Genomic DNA, 18,958 nt, shown 5'->3' with positions numbered 1-18,958 from the left:
CCGGATTGCGCTTCGCTCCATCCGGGTTACGATGCCTCCCAATCAACAATGATCGGGAGACACGCCATGAGCTCACTCGCCGGCAAGCAGGGTCCGCGCTATCGCCATACGGCCGATGACGGTGCGCCCTACGAGACCATCGCCGTCGAAAAGCTCACGCCAATCATCGGCGCTGAGATCTCGGGCGTCGATCTCGGCAAGCTCGTCGATGGCGATAGCCGTTCCAACCGGCAGATGGACGAGATCCACCGTGCGCTCGCCGAAAACCTCGTCATCTTCTTCCGCGACCAGCACATCACGCCGCAGCAGCACCTCGCCTTTGGCCGCAAGTTCGGCGAATTGCATTTTCATCCCGCCGCACCCCACGAGGACGAAGACCCCGCCTTGATGAAGATCTACGCCGACAAGAACTCGCCGCGCGCGAATGGCGAGGGCTGGCACTCCGACGTGTCCTGCGATCCCGAGCCGCCGATGGGTTCGATCCTCTACATCAAGCAGTGCCCGCCGCGCGGCGGCGATACGCTGTTTGCCAACATGTACGCAGCCTATGAGGCGTTGTCGGACCGCATGAAGGCCTATCTCGATGGGCTCACTGCGCTACATGACGGCGAGCCGATCTATCGCGGCCTCTACGCAAACTATGGCGTCGCCGACCGTCCGTCCTATCCGCATGCCGAGCATCCCGTGGTGCGCACGCATCCGGTCACCGGCAAGAAGGCGCTTTACGTCAACCGCGGCTTCACCCGCCACATCAACGGCATCCCCCGTGACGAGAGCGATGCGATGCTCGCTTATCTCTACCAGCACGCCGAGAACCCGCTGTTCCAATGCCGCTTCCGCTGGACCGAGAACGCCATCGCGTTCTGGGACAACCGCTGCACCCAGCACCGCGCGATGTGGGATTACTGGCCGCATACGCGCTCGGGCACGCGCGTGACAGTGAAGGGGGAGAGGCCGGTCTAAAGCATGATCCGGAAAAGTGCGTAGCGGTTTTCCGGAATGATCATGCGCAAACAAAAACCTAAAGCGCGATGACGATTCATCTGAATCTCATCGCGCTTTAGGCTCGTGGCCCCGACGTCGGTCAAGCAAAAGGCCCCGACAATGTCGGGGCCTTCGTCTTAGCAAGCAGAAATGGTCGGTTGATCCTGCAGCCTTGGATCAGTACTTGGCGACGACCGGGGCGCCGAACTTGTAGCTCAGCCGCGCAACCACCGACTGGATGTCCTTCGGCTTCACGTCGAACGTATAGACCGCGGGCGCGGCAGCGCCGGCAAGCTGATAGCTCTTGGTTTCGAAGGCGGCGTAATCGTACTCGACGCCGACAATCCAGTTGCGCGTGATGCCGTATTCCCAGCCTGCGCCGACGGTCCAGCCGTTGTGCCACGTTGTCTGGGAGCCGGAACCGGTGGTTCCGACAGTATCGGAGACCGACAATCTGTTGTTCACGCCTGCATAACCGCCCTTCACGTAGAGCAGATTGTTGTTGAACGCGACGCCGGCACGGCCAACCACGGTCGCCATCCAATTGGTCCGCCAGCTGAAGACGTCATCGAGGCCGGCGCCGAACACGGTGTTGACGACGGTGCCCTTGTTGCCCATGCCGGAGATCGTGCCTTCGAGACCGAGCACGAAATTATTGACCTGCCAATTGTAGCCAATCTGGCCGCCGCCGAACACGCCGGATCCGCGCTGCGAGAAGCCTTGGCCGGGGGAGAGATCGCCGAACGCCGTCGTGTTCGCAGTGTTGATCCATTGCTCGTTGGTCCAGGCGCCGCCCAGATGACCGCCGACGTAGAAGCCGGTCCAGTCGTAGACGGCAACCACGGGGGGCGGAGCCTTTGTATAGGGTCGTGCGGCGAGATCGGCAGCGGACGCGGCCGTCGTGAACAGGAGGGAGGCAGCGATGGCTGTGAGAATCGAATGCTTCATGAGAATTCCCCTAGAAAAAAGGTAACCCCGAGCGATGATCTGCATCTTAAAATAAAGGCAGGCTGCCTGTTTGTCAGTCACCGGGCGGCAACACTCTTGCGCAAAATTCCCGGCTCCATTGCAAGAACAAGGGGGATCCGTATCGCATGCGTTGACCTCCTGATCGCGTGGCGTCAATCTGCCCAGCTCTGCAACCGTCCCCTGGGACCAGCGATGCTGCGCCGCGGACAACGAATTCCTCAGCGAGGTCAGACCGCAACAGGTGCGGGCGTACCGTTGGGGCGCTTTTGGTCAACGGAGTAGCGGCTTGTTGCGGGCGTGGAGCATCGCAGCCGGGTTCCTTGCGTCCATCCTGCTAACATCGCTTGTGCTTGCCGGCGGCAGCGAGGCCGCTGCCGCGCGAGCGGTCACGAAGGTCAAACCGAGGCAGCCGCAAGCCCCGGCCAAATGCGAGGCGCCGAAATTCCGGATCGTCGTGGATGTCGGGCATACGCCGGACTCCTATGGCGCGCTCAGCGCCCGCAACGATCCCGAGTTCGGCTTCAACTTCCGGCTTGCGCGCCTCATCACGGCGAAACTGAAGGCCGAGGGCTTTGCGGCCACCCGCCTGCTCGTCACGGACGGCAAGGCGCGGCCGAGCCTGTTCAAGCGGGTCAGTGCCGCCAATGACGGCCGGGCCGATCTCCTGCTGTCGGTGCACCATGATTCGGTGCCCGACAAGCTGCTCGAGGTCTGGGAGTTCGACGGCGCAAACAGCTATTTCAGTGACCGCTTTTCGGGTCATTCGCTGTTCGTCTCCGAACGCAATCCGCACTTCGCCACCAGCCTGAAGCTGGCCCGGATGATCGGCCGGCAATTGAAGGAGCAGGGCCTGCGCTATGCCAGCCAGTACACGCTGCCGGTGATGGGCCGCTACCGGCGCCAGCTCCTCGACAAGGATTTCGGCGTCTACCGCTATGACGGGCTCGTGGTGTTGTCGCGAACGAGAAGCGCGGCCGTGCTGCTGGAGGCCGGCTCGATCATCAATCGCGACGAGGAGATGGAGATGAACTCGCCGGAGCGGCAGGAGTTGATTGCGGGCGCCGTGGCGGCGGCGATGGGGGAGTTTTGCGAGAGGCGGTCGGTCGCGCCCGCAATGACGAAGCCGCTATAGCGGCGCGCCGCGATATTCGCGATTCGCCAGACTCGCCTCTTCCAGATCGAGGTCGCGCTCGATCCGCCGCCGCGTCTCGTCGGTGATCTGGCCGTCGCGCAGGAGGTCGTGGATGAACCTTCGTTCGGCGGCGATCAGCTTGCGGGTCAGCGCGGTGCCGGCGGCGGAGACGTTGTGATGGGCGGGATCGAGTGAATCCGGCAGCTGGTTGACGCGGATGTCGTGACGCGCGCGCAGAAGCCGGATCACCTCGTCGGAGATTTCCTGGTCTGCGGTCATTGCATCGAGCGACTTCAGCGCGGCGTCGAGGGCCTGGCGGCGGGCGGCGATCTCGGCCTCGTGCTCGGCGGCATGCTCGTGGCGGCCGGCCTCCGCGACCCCAAGCCAGCGCACCACCGGCGGCAGCGTGAGGCCGACGCCGATCAGCGTGACGAAGATGACGCCGAAGGCCACGAACAGGATCAGGTCGCGATACGGAAACGCTTCGCCGTCTGGCAGCATGAACGGCAGCGCCAGCGCGGCCGCGAGCGACACCGCACCGCGTACGCCGGTGAAGGCGAGCACAAACGGCCATTGCCATGGCGGCGAGGGATCGCGCGCGCGCAGCGATTTGCTGAGCATTCGCGGCAGATAGGTTGCGGGATAGAGCCAGGCGAAGCGCGCGATCACCACGATCACCAGGACCACGGCGGTTGCGATCAGGATGTCGTCGAGCGGGAACGCCTTCGATTTCTCGTAGAGCGCGCGCATCTGGAAGCCGGTGAGCAGGAACAGCACGCCCTCGATCAGGTAGATCACGAGGTCCCAGAAGAAGATGCCTTGCAGGCGCGTTGCCGACGAGATTAGCAGCGGGCCGTTCCAGCTGACATAGAGCCCGCAGGCGACGGTCGCGATCACGCCGGAGCCGCCGACATGCTCGGGCAGCCAGTAGGAGACGTAAGGCGTGATCAGCGACAGCGTCAGTTCGACCTGCGGGTCACCGGACCATTTGCGGAAGCGAAGGGAGAGCCAGCCGACGCCGATGCCGAAGGCGATCTCGCTGGCGACGATGAGGAGGAACTCGCCGGCCGCGAGCGGCAGCGAGAAATGCCCCACCATGATGGCGGCGAGCGCGAAGCGGTAGAGAATCAGCGCCGTGGCATCATTGGCGAGCCCTTCGCCCTCGAGGATGACGAGGAGCCGCCGCGGCATGTTGAGCCGACGCGCGATCGCGAGCGGCGCGACCACGTCGGGCGGCGCGACGATGGCACCGAGCAGGAAGCCGATGGTCCAGGGCAGGCCGATCATGTAGTGCGTGGCGGCCGCCACCATCGCCGCCGTGAAGATCACGGCGCCAACCGCGAGCAGCACGATCGGTCGCAGATTGTTCTTGAACTCGCGCCAGCTCATGGCGACGCTCGCCGAGTAGATCAGCGGCGGCAGCACCATCAGCAGAACCAGTTCCGGCGGCAGTTCAACCGCGGGCATGCCCGGCACGAAGGCGAGGCCGACGCCGGCCAGCATCAGCAGGATGGCAGGAGCGATGTTGAAGCGGCGTGCGGCCAGCGCCACGCCTGCCAGGACGGCGAGCAGGATGAGAAAGGTCTGAAACTTCGCTTCCATGAGGGTCTGTCTTGAACCGGAAGCAACTGCGACGTCAATGCGCGGCTTACGCCAGCCGCTCCGCCACCATCCGCCCAATTCTCGCGAACACGGCTTCGATCTGCGCCGCGGTCGGCGCGCCACCCTGGACATAGGCCGTGATCAGGATCGGCGTGTCGGGTTTCGGCCAGGCGACGACGATATCGCCGGCCGCGTCCTTGCCGTTGAAGCCGGTCTTGTCGCCGATGGTCCAGCCCGCGGGCAGGCCGCCGCGCAGCCGGTTTGCGCCGGTCTTGCAGTTCACCATCCAATCCGTGAGCAGGGTACGCGAGGCCGGCGACAGGGCTTCGCCCACCACCAGGCGCCGCAAATTGCCCGCCATCGCTGCCGGCGTCGTGGTGTCCTGGGGATTGCCAGGCGGTGAACGGTTGAGCTCGGGCTCATTATGATCGAGCCGCGAAGTGTTATCGCCAAGCGACCGCCAGAATGTCGTGAGGGCAGCTGGCCCGCCGATCCGCGCCAGCAGCAGGTTGGCGCAGGTATTGTCGCTGAGCTCGACGATTGCCTTGCACATCTCGGCGACCGACATCGCGCCGGCCGAAAGATTCTGCTTGGCGACCGGCGCATACTCCAGCAGGTCGGCCTTTTCGTAAGGGATCATGGCCGCGAGTTGCTCCTCGCCCCGATCCACCCGCGCCAGCACGCAGGCCGCGAGCGAGGCCTTGAAGGTCGAGCACATGGCGAAGCGCTCATCGGCGCGCCAGCCGAGCTTGTTGCCGGTTGCGAGATTTTCGGCATGAACCCCGACCCGCCCGCCGCTCTCGCGTTCATAGGCCTCGAGCTCGGGCGGTGGCTCGGCTGCGAATACAGGAGATGCGGCCATCCAACAAAGCGAGGCGAGCAGGGAGCGGCGGTCAAGAGGCATGGGGTCCTTTGGGTGAGATAAGGGTGGGTCGTCGTCATTGCGAGCGCAGCGAAGCAATCCAGTCTGCCTCCGCGGAAAGACTCTGGATTGCTTGGCTTCGCGCGCAATGACGGAAAATGGAGAGCGAGTGCGTCCGATTTCGGGCAGCGGAAGGTCGAGCCTCCTCACTCCCTCAGGTCATATCGATACGACTTCGATACGATCTGCCAGCCGTCGGCGAGCTTCATCGCGACCAGATAGTCGGTGAAATAGCGTGGGGGCAGTTGGCACCTGACCTTGATGAAGGCAGTCTTGTCGTCGGAGCGGTCGATGGTGACGATGAAATCCTCGCGCGGCTTGCCTTCGGCCTTGCCGGACGGGCGCTTGCGGACGCGGTCGAGCCAGTCCGGCACAGTCAGCACCTGCAATTCACCTTTCTCGACCCAGCGCAAATCCGCGGAGGGATGGAAGATGGCGCCGAGCTTTTCGGCGTCGCCCTCGTAAAGACCATCGAAATAGGACTGCACGACGGCTTCCACGCTCGAACGGTTCTGGCTCATGGGTTGTCCCTTTGCATGATGGCTTGGGACGAACTTAGTCGTACAGGTCAAAATGCGCTATGGCTGTGTTCGCCATTTTGCGCCGAGGCTCGCCATGACCGGATCAGACAATTCGAACGCTCGCATCCTGATCGGCGAATGCTATTGCCGCACCGTGCGCTTCGAGGTGGCCGACGCTTTCTCCTATGCGATGAACTGCCACTGCTCGAACTGCCGTCGCACCACCGGCTCCGCCTTCAAGCCGTTCGCCGGCATTGCGCATGACAAGCTCCGCATTGTCCAGGGTGGGGACGAGCGAATGATTTTCGGCGACGACACCACTCATGACGCCCATTGTGGCCGATGCGGCTCGCTGCTTTATTCCCGGGTGCGTGAGGGACAATGGGTCCATGTCGCCATGGGAACCCTGGTCGACGCCCCCTCGATCCGGCCGAGCGCCCATATTTTCGTGGCCTCGAAGGCGCCTTGGCACGAAATTACAGACAATCTGCCGCAATATCGGGGGCATATCGGTGATGGCTAGGGGAATTCGGTCTGCGCACCTGTCCGGCTGCGAACCACGACCGCACGGCCGACATCGCCGTGGTCCACGACGCCGGACACGGCATCGAGGTCGAAGGATCGAATTACCTGATCCCGGCCCGTGCGCAATTGCGCGCCAGGCACGGCCGACGGATCAGGCCGAAATCGCGCTCGCCGCGATGTTGACGGTCAGCGCCAGCAGGGCCGTGTTGTAGATGAACGACACGATCCCATGCGCCGTGGCGGTGCGGCGGATCGTCTTGTCGGTGATGCCGACGTCCGAGACCTGCGCGGTCATGCCGATCACGAACGAGAAGTAGACGAAGTCCCAATAGTCGGCGTGGTCTTCCTTGTCGCCGCTCGGGAATTGCAAGCCGCCCGGCCTGGCGCTGCGATAATAATCATGCGCGTAATGCAGCGCGAAGGTCGTGTGCACGGCGGCCCATGACAGCGCGATCGTGGTGATCGCGATGGACAGCTCCAGGACCCCGCGATGCGGCGTGCCGAGTTCGGAGACGATCGCTGCGATGCTGGCGAAGGCGCCGGTCGCCGTCACCAGCAGGATCACGAAGCGGCCGTCGTCCTGCATCGCCGCGGCGCGGCGGATGTGCTGGTGGTCGTTGCACAGCATCATCGCATAGACCAGCACGAGATAGACCGCGATCAGTGCATCCCAGCCGAACAGAAGCCGCGTTACCAGCCGGTACGAGCCCGGCAACAGCAGGCTGACCAGGATGCCGGCGGCGAGCGCGATGAAAGTCCGGGGCCGGGCATAGATCAGCCGCACCGGCCGCGACATCTTGCGGAAGCGGGCGAGGACGGGGTCTTCTTTGCCCTCGGCCACCATCGAGGCGGGTCAGTTCTTCCGCTCGGCGACGAATCGCGCGGCGGCCTGCAGCACGGCGGCGCGGTCGCCGAAGATCGACACGGCACTGTCGGCCCGGGCGAGCAGGTCGCGCACGCGCTGCTTGGCGCCTTCGATGCCGAGCTGGGTCACGAAGGTGGTCTTGCCGAGCGCGGCATCGGCGCCGGCCGGCTTGCCGAGCGCGGCCGCATCGCCCTCGACGTCGAGCAGATCGTCGGCGATCTGGAAGGCTTCGCCGAGCGCACGGCCGTAATCGTCGAGCGCCTGATATTCCTTTTGCGAGGCCTGGCCGAGAATTGCGCCGGCGATGCAGCCGTAGCGCAGCAGCGCGCCGGTCTTCATCTGCTGGATGCGGGCGACATCGATCGGCTCGTTGCCGCCAAAGCGGCCTTCGCCGGCGAGATCGAGGATCTGGCCGCCAACCATGCCGCCGATGCCGGCGCAGCGCGCCAGCGCGCGCGTCAAGAGGAGCCGCACATTGGCGTCGCGATGGATCTCGTCGCGGGTAACGATGTCGAAGGCGAGCGTGAGCAGGCCGTCGCCGGCGAGGATCGCGGTCGCGTCGTCGGTGTGCTTGTGCAGGGTGGGGCGGCCGCGGCGCAGGTCGGAATTGTCCATCGCCGGCAGATCGTCATGGATCAGCGAATAGCAGTGGATGCATTCGAGCGCGGCGCCGACGAGCAGGGCCGCCTCGCGGGGAACACCGAACACGGCGGCGCTCTCGACCACCAGGAACGGCCGCAGGCGCTTGCCGCCGTTCAGGCTCGAATAGCGCATTGCGTCCATCAGTCGCTTGGGCCGGGCGATCTCATCGTGCAGGATGTCGTCCGACAACAGGCGCCCGAGCAGGGCCTCGGTGTCATCAGCGGTCTTGTCCAGACGCTTGGCGAAATCGGACGGGGACGTGCCGGTCATCAAGAAGGGCTCCAGAACTAAAATTCGGCCGGACAATCCTTTATGCGCCCGCCCCAGTCAATCGTTTGGAAGGCCTAAAAACTGCTGGAAAAGGCCCGAATTATCACAGACTTAATGCCCGCTTCGGTGGCCGCGTTTCATTTTGCGCCGGAAAGGTTGATTTGCGCATCGTCAAAATCGTTCTCCTGGTGCTCGCGGTCGCGCTGCTCGCGCCCTATGTGATCGCGCCACTCTACCGCACCGGCCATCCCGTTTCGACGCTGATGGCCTGGCGTTCGCTTCGCGGTGCGCCGATGCAGCGGGAATGGATCGATCTGGCGGCGATGTCGCCCTCATTGCCGCGATCGGTGATTGCGGCGGAGGACGCGCATTTCTGCAAGCATCACGGCATCGATTGGGGCGCGTTGCGCGAGGCGATCGACGATGCAAAGGAGGACGGCACCGCCTTCCGCGGCGCCTCCACGATCACCCAGCAGGTCGCAAAGAACCTGTTCCTCTGGCAGGGGCGGGATTTCGTCCGCAAGGCGCTCGAATTCCCGCTGGCACTGTGGATCGACCTCGTCCTGCCCAAGGCCCGGATACTCGAAATTTACCTGAACATCGCCGAACTCGGCCCGCAGGGGCAGTTTGGCGTGGCGGCGGGCAGCGCCTATGCCTTCGGCAAATCGGCCGCCAGCCTATCCCCGCGTGAGGCGGCCCTTCTGGCCTCGATCCTGCCGAATCCCGTCAAACGCAGCGCCAAAACCCCCGGCCCTGGTGTCCGGCGGCTGGCGGCGACCTACATGGCGCGAGGGCAGGCGAGCTCGCTTGCGACCTGCTGGCGGGAAAATCGCTGATTTTGAGCCCATTTCGGGCGCATTTTCCGGCCCAAGAGCCTAGCTTTACGGCCAGCCTTCCTCTATAAGCCCGGCCTTGATCGGCATTCAGCTCGCCTCGTATTGCGGGTGCTGAGCCGTCCCTTCGCGGACGATGCCCTGATGACACCAATCCCTAGAGGATATTGAAATGGCCGTTCCGAGAAGAAAAACCTCGCCGTCGCGTCGTGGCATGCGCCGCTCGGCAGACGCCATCAAGAAGCCGACCTATGTGGAAGACAAGGACTCCGGCGAGCTCCGTCGTCCGCACCATCTCGACCTCAAGACCGGCATGTACAAGGGCCGGCAGGTCCTGAAGAAGAAAGAGTCCTGAGCCTCAGGATCTTTCTCCGGGCAAGACGATATCGCCTGCCTGATTTCGGCCCAGCCATGAGATAGACAGTGACGGCGGCGGAGCGAATACTCCGCCGCCGCATTGTCCTGTCCGGATATCATGATCGAGAAGGCATTTTGCCGATGGTCGGTTTCCCGCTGCTTCTGATTCCGCTCGCGGTGTACAACATCATCGCCTTTCTGATGCCCAGCGTGTCCTTCTCGGACGTGCTGTTCAAGGTGCCGATGATCACGGGCGAGAGCTGGCCGGTCACGCTCGCCGATCTCCTGCTCGCGCTGGGCGTGGTGCTGCTGCTGCTCGAGGTGGTCAAAGGCGCGCGGCCCGGCTCGAAATTCCTGATGGACCATCTGCTGTCACTGATCGTGTTCGGCGCGGCGGCCGCCGAATTCGTGATGTGGCCCAAATTCGGCAACTCGACCTATTTCCTGCTGGTGCTGCTCGCGATGGCCGATTTCCTCGGCGGCATCGCCCAGCGCACGCGTCGCCGCGTCACCTATGTGGCCGAGACGACGGTGCCGGTGCCGCGCAAGGCCAAGCGTCAGGCCGAAGCGCCGGCGGAGGATGTGGCGTCCGCGCGCAAGTTCGAACCGGTGATTGCGCCGCAGCCGGCCCCGGTCGAGCCTCCCGCACCCTCGGCGCAATCCGTCGCGGAATCCGTGCTGATGGATCATCCTGCGCCGAAGCCCGCACCAAGCACGCCCTCGCCGGAAATTCCCTCGCCGCAGCTGCAGCCGGGTAACGGCACGCCGCCGTCTTCCGACACGCCGCCGCGCTGACCGGCCTCACGCCACCTGCCGTGTCCGCGCGCTGACGCTTTGCAGCGGGCATTTGCTGCCATAGGCCATCCGCGCATCCTCGGAAGAGGCGCGGCGGAGCCGGCTGGTCTGCGGCAGCTGCTCGGCATTGGCGATCAATTGTGTGATGAAGCTGGGATCGGGGCGCGGCAGCGACGCCTTGCGGACCCACCGCAATGTCGGCATCAGCGGCACCAGGGCCGTGCCCGTGCCGTTGTCCGCCCCGTCCGATCGATCAGTACCTAACATCGCTATCACCGTTGATCCGGCGCAGATTGTCGCGTTTCGGGACGCTGGCGCCGGTGCGTGCCATGTACTCGCAAGGCCTATGCCGGACGGGCTGGTTTGGTTCCCCCGCCCCGACAAACGTGGTTTCCAAATTGTTTATCAACTTTGCCTAGGGTTGAAGTCGAATCTGGCTTTATCCTGTGCCGGCTCAGGATTCCCTGCTGTTCCGAAACGAGGCGATTTTGAACCCCGCATTACCGCAAGCCTCCGACATCCTGGCCGCCCTCGGCCAAGCCGTGTTTGCCTGGGACATCGGCAGTGATGCGATCGCCTGGAGCGACCAGATCTCCAGCGTCTTTCCCGGCATTCCCGCCGAGCGGCTGGCGACCGGAGCCGAATTCGCCAAGCTGATCGAGCCCGGGCCGGCGCTGCGGACCGCCGCGCTGGCGCAGACGTCCGCCGTGCACGGCGCCGACGGCACGCCCTATCGGATCGAGTACGGGGTGCGCATGAGCGCCTCCGATACCGTGATCTGGATCGAGGAGACCGGCCGCTGGTTCGCCGGCCCCGACGGCCGTCCCACGCGCGCGATCGGCTCCGTTCGCATCAACAATGAGCGCCATGCCCGCGACGAGGAGCTGACCAGGCTGGCCCGGCTCGATCCGTTGACCGGCGAGCTCAACCGCGCGCACCTGATCGCGGCGCTGGCCGAGGCGATCGAGGAGACGACGCGCTTCCGCTCGACCGCGGCGTTCATGCTGGTCGGGATCGACCATCTCGCCCGCGTCAACGACGCCTTCGGCTTCGACGTCGCCGATGCCGTGATCCTCGACATCGCCAAGCGTATTCGCTCGCGCCTGCGCGGCGGCGACGTGCTCGGTCGCTTCTCCGGCAACAAGTTCGGCCTGATCCTGAAGAACTGCACCGTCGACGACATGAACGTCGCTGCCGAGCGCTTTCTCGCCGGCATCCGCGACGAGGTGGTGCCGACCAAGTCCGGTCCGGTCTCGGTCACTGCCTCCATCGGTGCGGTCAGCGTGCCGCGCTATGCCCGCAGCACCGACGAGGCCGTCAACCGCGCCCATGAGACGCTGGACGCCGCCAAGCGCCGCCGCGCCGGCTCGTTCGCGGCGTGGCGCCCGGATGCCGCGCGCGACGCGCAGCGCCGCGTCAACATCCGCGTCACCGACGAGATCGTCACCGCGTTGAACGAGCGCCGCATCAAGCTCGCCTACGAGCCGGTGGTTTCGGCCGTCTCGCGCGAGCGCGCGTTCCACGAATGCCTGGTGCGGATGGACCAGGGCGACGGTCAGGTGCTGCTCGCGCCCGACATCGTGCCGGTGGCCGAACGGCTCGGCCTGATCCGCCTGGTCGACCATCGCGTGCTCGAGCTCGTTGTCGCCGAGCTTGCTGCCGCCCCGGACATCTGCCTCAGTCTCAATATCTCGCCCGACACCACCATGGATCCGGACTGGTGGGCAGGCATCGAATCGCTGATGCAGGCGCATCCCGGCGTTGCCGAGCGGCTGATCGTCGAGATCACCGAGACGGTCGCGATCCAGGATATCGATGACGTCCGCGCCTTCGTCGGCCGCCTCAAGCATTTCGGCAGCCGCATCGCCATCGACGATTTCGGCGCCGGCTACACCTCGTTCCGCAATTTGCGCAAGCTCGGCGTGGATATCGTGAAGATCGACGGCGCGTTCGTGCAGAACATCACCCATTCCGCCGACGACCGCGCCTTCGTGCAGACCCTGATCGACCTCGCCCGCCGCCTCGACATCAAGACGGTCGCCGAATGGGTGCAGGATGAAGAGGCCGCCAACATGTTGCGCGAGTGGGGCTGCGACTACATCCAGGGCCGCCTGATCGGCCTTGCCTCGGCCGAGCGGCCGTGGGATGCGCCGCCTGACAATGTGCTGCCTGCGGCGAGCTGAGATGCCGCAGGGTGGGCACGCGGCACTTTGCTCACCCTTCTCACGCCCCCTCGTCCAGCGCCACCAGCTCGCGCTTCTTGCGCAGTGACGGCAGCAACGGCGCGATCAGCAGCATCAGCGCGAACGCAAGACACGCGCCCGAGATCGGCCGCTGCACGAAGGTCCAGAGATCGCCCTGCGACAGGATCAGCGACTTGCGCAAATTGTTCTCCATCATCGGTCCCAGCACGAAGGCCAGCACCAGCGGTGCCGGCTCGTAGCCGAGCTTGCGCATGAAATAACCGATGATCCCGAACGCGATCATCACATAGACGTCGAACACGTTGTTGCTGGAGCAGTAGACGCCGAGGATCGTGAACAGGATGATCAGGGGAAACAGGATGTTGTAGGGCAGCTTGAGCAGCTGCACCCACATGCCGATCATGGGCAGGTTCAGGATCAGCAGCATGACGTTGCCGATATACATGCTGGCGACGATGCCCCAGAACAGGCCGGGGTTCTGCGTGATCAGCAGCGGCCCCGGCTGCAGGCCGTGAATGACGAAGGCTCCGAGCAGCAGCGCCATCACCACGTTGGGCGGGATGCCGAGCGTCATCAGCGGAATGAAGGCGCCGCCCGCCGCGGCGTTGTTCGCCGATTCCGGCCCCGCGACACCTTCGATCGCGCCATGGCCGAAACGCTCGGGCGTCTTCGACAGCCGCTTCTCCAGCGCGTACGAGGCGAACGACGCCACCACCGCGCCGCCGCCCGGCAGGATGCCGAGGAAGAAGCCGACGAGGGTGCCGCGGCCGACCGGACGTGCGCTCGCCGTCCAGTCCTCCCTGGTGGGCAGGAGATGGGTGATCCTGGTGTTGATGATGTCGCGCTTGATCGCCTGCTCGGTGTTGAGCAGCACCTCGGCAACGCCGAACAAGCCCATCACCACGGGGACAAGCCCGATGCCGTCGATCAGCTCCATGCGGCCGAAGGTCAGCCGCGGCTGCGCCGTGATGCTGTCGAGCCCGATCAGGCCGAGCACGACGCCGATGCAGGCCATCAGCAGGGCCTTCGGCATCGAGCCCTGCGTCAGGAAGGTGAGCACGACGAGGCCGAGCACCATCAGGCTGAAATACTCGGCCGGCCCGAACGCGATGGCGACGCTGGCAAGCTTCGGCGCGACCAGCATCAAGGCGATCAGTGCAAACGTGCCGGCAATGAAGGAGCCGAAGGCCGAGATGCCGAGCGCAGGGCCGGCGCGGCCCTGCTTTGCCATCTGGTGGCCGTCGATGCAGGTGACGACGGAAGCCGCCTCGCCGGGGATATTGACCAGGATCGAGGTGGTCGAGCCGCCATACATCGAGCCGTAATAGATGCCGGCCATCATGATGATGCCGGATTCCGGCGTTCCCGACAGCGTCACGGGCAGCAAGAGCGACATCGCCGAGATCGGCCCGATGCCCGGCAGGACGCCGACCAGCGTGCCGATGAAGACGCCGATGAAACAATAGAGCAGGTTGATCGGCAGCAGCGCGACGCCGAACCCATGGGCGACATTGACGAGCGTATCCATGGGGGTCAGCCGATCCCGAACAGGCCTGAGGGCAGCTGGATCAGTAGCAGCCGCTTGAGCACCCACCACATGCCTGACGGCACCAGCACGGCGATCGGAATCGCCAGCGTCCATCGGACCGGATCGATCAGTCGCAACAGCAGCAGCATCAACGGGATCGAGGACAGCAGGAAGCCGAGCGGCTCCAGCGCGACGGAGAATGCCGCAAGACAAGCGATCAGCAGCAGCGGTTTGCTCCAGCGCACGTTCTCCCAGCGCGAGGCCAGCGTCGGGCCGCCCTCGGTAACCGCCGAGACGATGATGGCGCCGGCGAACACGCACATCAGGATGCCCGTGTAGAACAGCACGTAGCCCGATCCGGGATCGTTGATGGTGCCCAGCTTGAGCTTCATGCCCGACCAGATCACGAAGCCACCGAGCGCGAGCCCGATCAGCCCGCCCCACAGTTCGGAGTTGCTGAGGCGGAGCTTGACGTTGGTTGGGTCGTTCATTTGAAGCACCTCTCGATCACCGTCACCCCGAGGCGGCCGCTGCTTAATCGGCGCTCGAAAGGCGACGGTGCCCCGATCCATCCTTCGAGGCGAGCCGCAAGCGCGGCTCGCGCCTCAGGATGACGGCAAACACAACTTTACTTCTTCGCGAGCCCGAGCGTCTCGATCACCTTGCGCTCGGACTCCGTGACTTCGACGACGAACTTCTTGTAGTCCTCGGTGTTCTTGTAGTTCGGCACCATGTCGTATTTGGCGAGCGTCGCCATCACCGCGGGGTCCTCGATCGCCTTCTTGAAAGCGTCGTGCAGCTTGGCGACAATCTTCGGATCCATGCCTTTCGGGCCGGCGATGCCGAACGGGGAATCATAGACCATGGGATATCCAAGCTCTTTCAGCGTCGGCACGTCGGGGTAGTTCGGCGAGCGTGAGCCGGTCCACACCATCAGCAGCCGCAGCTTGCCGGCATCGACCAGCGGTCGCCATCCCGTGGAATCGGCCTGCAGCATGGTGTGCTGTCCCAGCACCGCAGCGTTGGTTTCCGCGCCGCCCTTGAAAGGGACCTGCGTCAGCTTGATGCCGGACATCCCGGCGATCTGCTCCATGCCGATATGCAGCGAGGTGCCGGCCCCGGGCGTGGCATAGGTCACCTTGCCCGGGTTCGCCTTGGCGAACTCCACCACGTCTTTCCAGCTCTTGAACTGCGACTCCGCACTCGTGGTCACGCCGAAGGTGTAGCCGGTGAGATGGACGATGTAGGTGAAATCCTTGGCCGGATCCCACGATACCTCCTGCATCAAGGCCAGGCGGAACACCGTGATCGGAATCTGCGAGATGGTGTAGCCATCCGGCTTTGCGGCCGCTGCCATGGTCGCCGGCCCCACCGTGCCGCCGCCGCCGGCCTTGTTGTCGATCACGATCGGCTGCCCCAGCACCTTCGAGGCGCTGTCGGCAATGGCGCGCATCGAGATATCGGTCGATCCGCCGGCCGGCCACGGCACGATCAGCGTGATCGGCTTGCTGGGATAATCCTGCGCGCCAGCCACGGTCGAGACCAATGCGCCCATGACAACATGCATCGCGGCAAATGCGATCGTCTTCAGCCCGTATCGCGGCATCGCAATTCCTCCCTTCGCGACAGCCTCCTCGGGCCGTCGTTTCTCTTTCTTGTGAGGTGATTGTTCCCGAAATCGAGCGAGAAGAAAAGCGCATTGCGCCGACCGCGCGCGGCGATCGGTGCGGCAATCCCTGCAGAACTGCTGCATGCGACAATTCGTCGTTTGGTCGCGTGCCGAGAGGCGGAATTTGAGACGGCGGAAAGCCGTTACGCGACGCGCCGGACCGTGTTCAGCGTCTCGATGGTGCGGCCGACCTCCGATGCGGGGCACGGCTTGCCGTAATAATAGCCCTGCACGGCGGTGCAGCCGCATTCGCGCACGAAGTCGAGTTGCTCCTCGGTCTCCACGCCCTCCGCCGTGGTCTCGACGCCGAGCACGGAACCGAGGCTTGCGATGGTGCGAACGATGGCGACGCTCTCCGGGCTTTCGCCGAGCGTGCCGACGAAGGAGCGGTCGATCTTGATGCGGTCGAACGGAAACTTGCGCAAATAGCTCAGCGAGGAATAGCCGACGCCGAAATCGTCGAGACTGACGCGGACCCCCAGCGCACGGAGCTGGTGCAGGATCTCGATCGTCGCCTCACTGTCGTCGAGCAGCGCCGTCTCAGTGACCTCGAGTTCGAGCCGCTGCGGCGACAGGCCGGCCTCCGCAAGCGCGCTCGTCACCATTGCCACCAGTCCGCGCGAGCGGAACTGCACCGGCGACAGGTTCACGGCGACCGTGACATCCGGCCATGACGCGGCCGTAGTGCAGGCCGTCCGCAGCACCCATTCGCCGATCGGAACGATCAAGCCGTTCTCTTCCGCGATCGGAACGAACTCGGCCGGCGAGATGAAGCCGCGCGAAGGATGCTTCCAACGCAGCAGGGCCTCGAAGCCGGTGAGCTCCGACGAATCGAGCCGCATCTGAGGCTGAAACACCAGATGGAATTCGCGGGCCTCCAATGCGCCGCGCAGATCCTGCTCCAGCGCGTGCCGGCTGCGCGCCTCTTCCTCCATCTCGGGCTCGAACAGCTGATAGGCGCCGCGCCCCCTGGCCTTGGCCTGGTACAGCGCAAGGTCGGCGCACTTCATCAGTTCGTCCGCATCGAGCCCGTGATCGGGCGCGATCGCGATGCCGACGGAAGCGCCGACATGGATCGACTGGCTTTCCAGCGGCGGCGGATGACCGAGAACCTCGACCAGGCGTCTGGCCAGCATTTCCGCCGATTGCGGTTGCGGTCCGCGCTGGAGAACGGCGAATTCGTCGCCGCCGAGGCGCGCGACGGTGTCGTGCTCGCCGACATTCTCCTTCAGGCGTGCCGCGACCCAGCGCAGCAGGCGGTCGCCGGCGGCGTGGCCGAGGCGGTCGTTGACGGTCTTGAAATTGTCGAGGTCGAAGCACAGCACGGCCATCGCGCCGCCGGCGATCGCGACCTGGTTCAGACCCTCGCTCATCTTCTCGCGGAATAGCGTGCGGTTGGGCAGGTCGGTCAGCGAATCGTGCCGCGCCATGTGCGCCACGCGGGCCTGGGCCTTGTGGCGCTCGGTGACGTCCTCATAGGTGACGACCCAGCCGCCATGCTCCATCCGCTTGTGATTGAGCTTGATGATGCGGCCGTCGCTCAGATGGCGATGCAGCGTATGCTCGCCTTCGCGCAGCCGCTCGACATAGTCGGCATAGAGCTTGGCCCCCGTCATGTTCGGGTGAATGCCGAGCTCGCAGCTGTGCTCCATGATCTCGCGCATCGACACGCCGGGCTTCACGATGTCGGGCGACAGGCCGTACATCTCGATATAGCGGCGGTTGCAGACGATCACGCGCAGGCTCGCATCGAGCATGCACAGGCCCTGGCTCATGTTGTTCAGCGCCGCGTCGAAGCGGCGGTATTGCTCGCTCAGCTGTTCGATGACGCGCTCGCGCTCGGTGATGTCCTCATAGGTGGCGACGAAGCCGCCTTCGGGCAGCGCGCAATAGCGCACCGAGGTTACGGTGTCGTTCGACATGCGCCGACGCATCGGCGAGCAGTCGCGGCTCGCGATTCGCGCGCGGGCCGCTTCCAGGATTTCTTGTGGGCTGTATTCAGAAGCAAACGCGCCGTTCGCCATCGCGCGTTCGATCAGCTCGGCGAGGTGCGTGCCGGGTCGCGTCTCCTCGGGCGACAACAGGTAGATCTTGCGGTAGGTGGTGTTGCAGACGCGAAGGCGCATGTCGCTGTCATAGAGCGCGAGCCCGTGCGCCATGTTCTCCAGCGCCGCATCGAGGATGAAGTTCTGCTGCCGCAGCGTTTCCTCGTATTGCAGCCGCTCCGTGACGTCCTCGTGCACGGTAACCCAGCCGCCGTCCGGCAGGAAGCGGGAAACCGTCTGCACCATGCGTCCGTCATAACGCATCACTAAGAGGGATTTCGCCCGTCTGGTACGCACGTCCTCCAGTCGGGAGTTGTGGAATTCGTCGGCCGGCATGCCCGGCTTGTTGCCGCGCGACACCCAATGGTCGAGCACCGTACGATGCGAGACGCCGGGCTGCACGATCTCGGGATCGAGGTTGTAGAGCTTCAGGAAACGGTCGTTGCAGACGACGACGCGGCTGTCGGCGTCGTACATGATGAGGCCGTGCGACATGTTGGCGAGCGCGTGCTGGCTGCGCTCGGTCTGCACGCGCAATTCCGCTTCGAGCCGGGCGAGGCGGGTGACGTCGTCGCAGATCGTCATCCAGCCGCCGCCCGGAAGGGGCTTCAGCTCGAGCGACATGACGAGGCCGCTCGCAAGCCGCTGCTCGGTCCGGAACGGCTTGCCCGCGGCGATCTGGGCGATCCGCGCCAAGTAGAGCGCGTCGAGTTCGCTTTCCGGAAAGTTGCCGCGTCCGGCGCTGTGTGCGAGCACCTCGCGATAGCTGGTGCCCACCCGCACGATGTCGGCCGACATGTCGAACAGGGACAGGTAGCGTTGATTGACCAGCACGATCCGGTTGTCGGCATCGTAGACGCAGACGCCCTGCTCCATGTGGTCGAGCGCGAGCTGGCTCAGCGCGACCAGGGCCTCCGGACCCTGCTCGCGGCGTGCACCAAGCTCGTTGTCGCAGGTCGACATCATGGGATCGGCGGGATCTCGGCGAGCAATAGACTTAACGCAACCTAATTCAGCCGCCGAGGGTAGCGAAGAGGCGGGAAAATTCCCTTAAGCGCCGTAGTTTACGGAGGGTGACCGGCGATAGACAAAGGG

The 18,958-nt window shown here is 64.7% G+C and carries 18 protein-coding genes; 7 read left to right on the top strand and 11 right to left on the bottom strand.

Translation table 11 applies throughout. From position 1 onward, the window contains the following. Nucleotides 1-66 precede the first annotated feature (66 nt). Nucleotides 67-963 (top strand): TauD/TfdA dioxygenase family protein, encoded by an 897-nt coding sequence (locus P6U31_RS35350; protein WP_407186209.1) that lies wholly within the window; start codon nucleotides 67-69, stop codon nucleotides 961-963. 198 nt (nucleotides 964-1,161) lie between these two features. Here the strand turns inward: P6U31_RS35350 and P6U31_RS35345 are convergent, their stop codons facing one another. Continuing rightward, nucleotides 1,162-1,932 carry an outer membrane protein gene (locus P6U31_RS35345; protein ID WP_407186208.1) on the bottom strand — a complete coding sequence of 257 codons (771 nt, stop codon included), beginning with the start codon at nucleotides 1,930-1,932 and terminating at the stop codon, nucleotides 1,162-1,164. 307 nt (nucleotides 1,933-2,239) lie between these two features. On the opposite strand from P6U31_RS35345, the gene P6U31_RS35340 reads away from it, so the two are divergent. Then, the gene (locus P6U31_RS35340) at nucleotides 2,240-3,085 is read left to right on the top strand and encodes an N-acetylmuramoyl-L-alanine amidase (RefSeq protein WP_407186207.1); all 846 of its coding nucleotides are present in this window, start codon (nucleotides 2,240-2,242) and stop codon (nucleotides 3,083-3,085) included. Here P6U31_RS35340 and P6U31_RS35335 read toward each other — a convergent pair. The 3 genes from P6U31_RS35335 to P6U31_RS35325 form a co-directional block, all read right to left on the bottom strand. After that, entirely contained in the window at nucleotides 3,080-4,687 is a 1,608-nt protein-coding gene (locus tag P6U31_RS35335; RefSeq protein ID WP_407186206.1) for a Na+/H+ antiporter, read from the bottom strand. The genes P6U31_RS35340 and P6U31_RS35335 overlap by 6 nt on opposite strands. Before the next feature lie 46 nt (nucleotides 4,688-4,733). Beyond that, nucleotides 4,734-5,591, bottom strand: coding sequence for a class A beta-lactamase (gene bla, locus P6U31_RS35330; RefSeq protein ID WP_407186205.1), 858 nt, complete (start codon nucleotides 5,589-5,591; stop codon nucleotides 4,734-4,736). A gap of 164 nt (nucleotides 5,592-5,755) precedes the next feature. Continuing rightward, the gene (locus tag P6U31_RS35325) at nucleotides 5,756-6,130 is read right to left on the bottom strand and encodes a nuclear transport factor 2 family protein (protein ID WP_008540543.1); all 375 of its coding nucleotides are present in this window, start codon (nucleotides 6,128-6,130) and stop codon (nucleotides 5,756-5,758) included. A gap of 94 nt (nucleotides 6,131-6,224) precedes the next feature. Here P6U31_RS35325 and P6U31_RS35320 point away from each other — a divergent pair, with 94 nt between their 5' ends. Further along, nucleotides 6,225-6,653, top strand: a complete 429-nt coding sequence (locus P6U31_RS35320) for a GFA family protein (RefSeq protein ID WP_407186204.1) — start codon at nucleotides 6,225-6,227, stop codon at nucleotides 6,651-6,653. 153 nt (nucleotides 6,654-6,806) lie between these two features. Here the strand turns inward: P6U31_RS35320 and P6U31_RS35315 are convergent, their stop codons facing one another. Together P6U31_RS35315 and P6U31_RS35310 are read right to left on the bottom strand one after the other, a co-directional pair. Continuing rightward, nucleotides 6,807-7,499, bottom strand: coding sequence for a DUF1345 domain-containing protein (locus P6U31_RS35315; RefSeq protein ID WP_407186203.1), 693 nt, complete (start codon nucleotides 7,497-7,499; stop codon nucleotides 6,807-6,809). A gap of 9 nt (nucleotides 7,500-7,508) precedes the next feature. After that, nucleotides 7,509-8,432, bottom strand: a complete 924-nt coding sequence (locus tag P6U31_RS35310; protein WP_212280062.1) for a polyprenyl synthetase family protein — start codon at nucleotides 8,430-8,432, stop codon at nucleotides 7,509-7,511. Between the two features lie 161 nt (nucleotides 8,433-8,593). Here P6U31_RS35310 and mtgA point away from each other — a divergent pair, with 161 nt between their 5' ends. The 3 genes from mtgA (at nucleotide 8,594) to P6U31_RS35295 (ending at nucleotide 10,417) form a co-directional block, all read left to right on the top strand. Next, a complete protein-coding gene (gene mtgA, locus P6U31_RS35305) occupies nucleotides 8,594-9,268 on the top strand; it encodes a monofunctional biosynthetic peptidoglycan transglycosylase (RefSeq protein ID WP_407186202.1) in 675 nt (224 codons plus the stop codon). Between the two features lie 169 nt (nucleotides 9,269-9,437). Further along, nucleotides 9,438-9,620 carry a 50S ribosomal protein L32 gene (gene rpmF / locus P6U31_RS35300; protein WP_007598106.1) on the top strand — a complete coding sequence of 61 codons (183 nt, stop codon included), beginning with the start codon at nucleotides 9,438-9,440 and terminating at the stop codon, nucleotides 9,618-9,620. Between the two features lie 143 nt (nucleotides 9,621-9,763). Then, nucleotides 9,764-10,417 carry a hypothetical protein gene (locus P6U31_RS35295; RefSeq protein WP_407186201.1) on the top strand — a complete coding sequence of 218 codons (654 nt, stop codon included), beginning with the start codon at nucleotides 9,764-9,766 and terminating at the stop codon, nucleotides 10,415-10,417. Nucleotides 10,418-10,423: 6 nt separating this feature from the next. On the opposite strand, the gene P6U31_RS35290 is transcribed toward P6U31_RS35295, so the two are convergent. Beyond that, nucleotides 10,424-10,684 (bottom strand): hypothetical protein, encoded by a 261-nt coding sequence (locus P6U31_RS35290; protein WP_407186200.1) that lies wholly within the window; start codon nucleotides 10,682-10,684, stop codon nucleotides 10,424-10,426. 221 nt (nucleotides 10,685-10,905) lie between these two features. Here P6U31_RS35290 and P6U31_RS35285 point away from each other — a divergent pair, with 221 nt between their 5' ends. Further along, nucleotides 10,906-12,600 carry an EAL domain-containing protein gene (locus P6U31_RS35285; RefSeq protein ID WP_407186199.1) on the top strand — a complete coding sequence of 565 codons (1,695 nt, stop codon included), beginning with the start codon at nucleotides 10,906-10,908 and terminating at the stop codon, nucleotides 12,598-12,600. A 40-nt stretch (nucleotides 12,601-12,640) separates the two neighbouring features. On the opposite strand, the gene P6U31_RS35280 is transcribed toward P6U31_RS35285, so the two are convergent. From P6U31_RS35280 to P6U31_RS35265, 4 genes are all read right to left on the bottom strand, one after another. Further along, nucleotides 12,641-14,149: a tripartite tricarboxylate transporter permease gene (locus tag P6U31_RS35280; protein ID WP_407186198.1), complete on the bottom strand. Its 1,509-nt coding sequence runs from the start codon at nucleotides 14,147-14,149 to the stop codon at nucleotides 12,641-12,643. Nucleotides 14,150-14,154: 5 nt separating this feature from the next. Continuing rightward, nucleotides 14,155-14,640, bottom strand: coding sequence for a tripartite tricarboxylate transporter TctB family protein (locus P6U31_RS35275; protein ID WP_407186197.1), 486 nt, complete (start codon nucleotides 14,638-14,640; stop codon nucleotides 14,155-14,157). 137 nt (nucleotides 14,641-14,777) lie between these two features. Continuing rightward, nucleotides 14,778-15,755, bottom strand: coding sequence for a Bug family tripartite tricarboxylate transporter substrate binding protein (locus tag P6U31_RS35270; RefSeq protein ID WP_407186196.1), 978 nt, complete (start codon nucleotides 15,753-15,755; stop codon nucleotides 14,778-14,780). Nucleotides 15,756-15,961: 206 nt separating this feature from the next. Continuing rightward, nucleotides 15,962-18,829 (bottom strand): PAS-domain containing protein, encoded by a 2,868-nt coding sequence (locus tag P6U31_RS35265; RefSeq protein ID WP_407186195.1) that lies wholly within the window; start codon nucleotides 18,827-18,829, stop codon nucleotides 15,962-15,964. Nucleotides 18,830-18,958 lie beyond the last annotated feature (129 nt).

This window comes from Bradyrhizobium centrosematis, assembly GCF_045571495.1.
Classification (GTDB): domain Bacteria; phylum Pseudomonadota; class Alphaproteobacteria; order Rhizobiales; family Xanthobacteraceae; genus Bradyrhizobium; species Bradyrhizobium centrosematis.
This window is presented reverse-complemented; position numbering and strand designations above follow the sequence as displayed.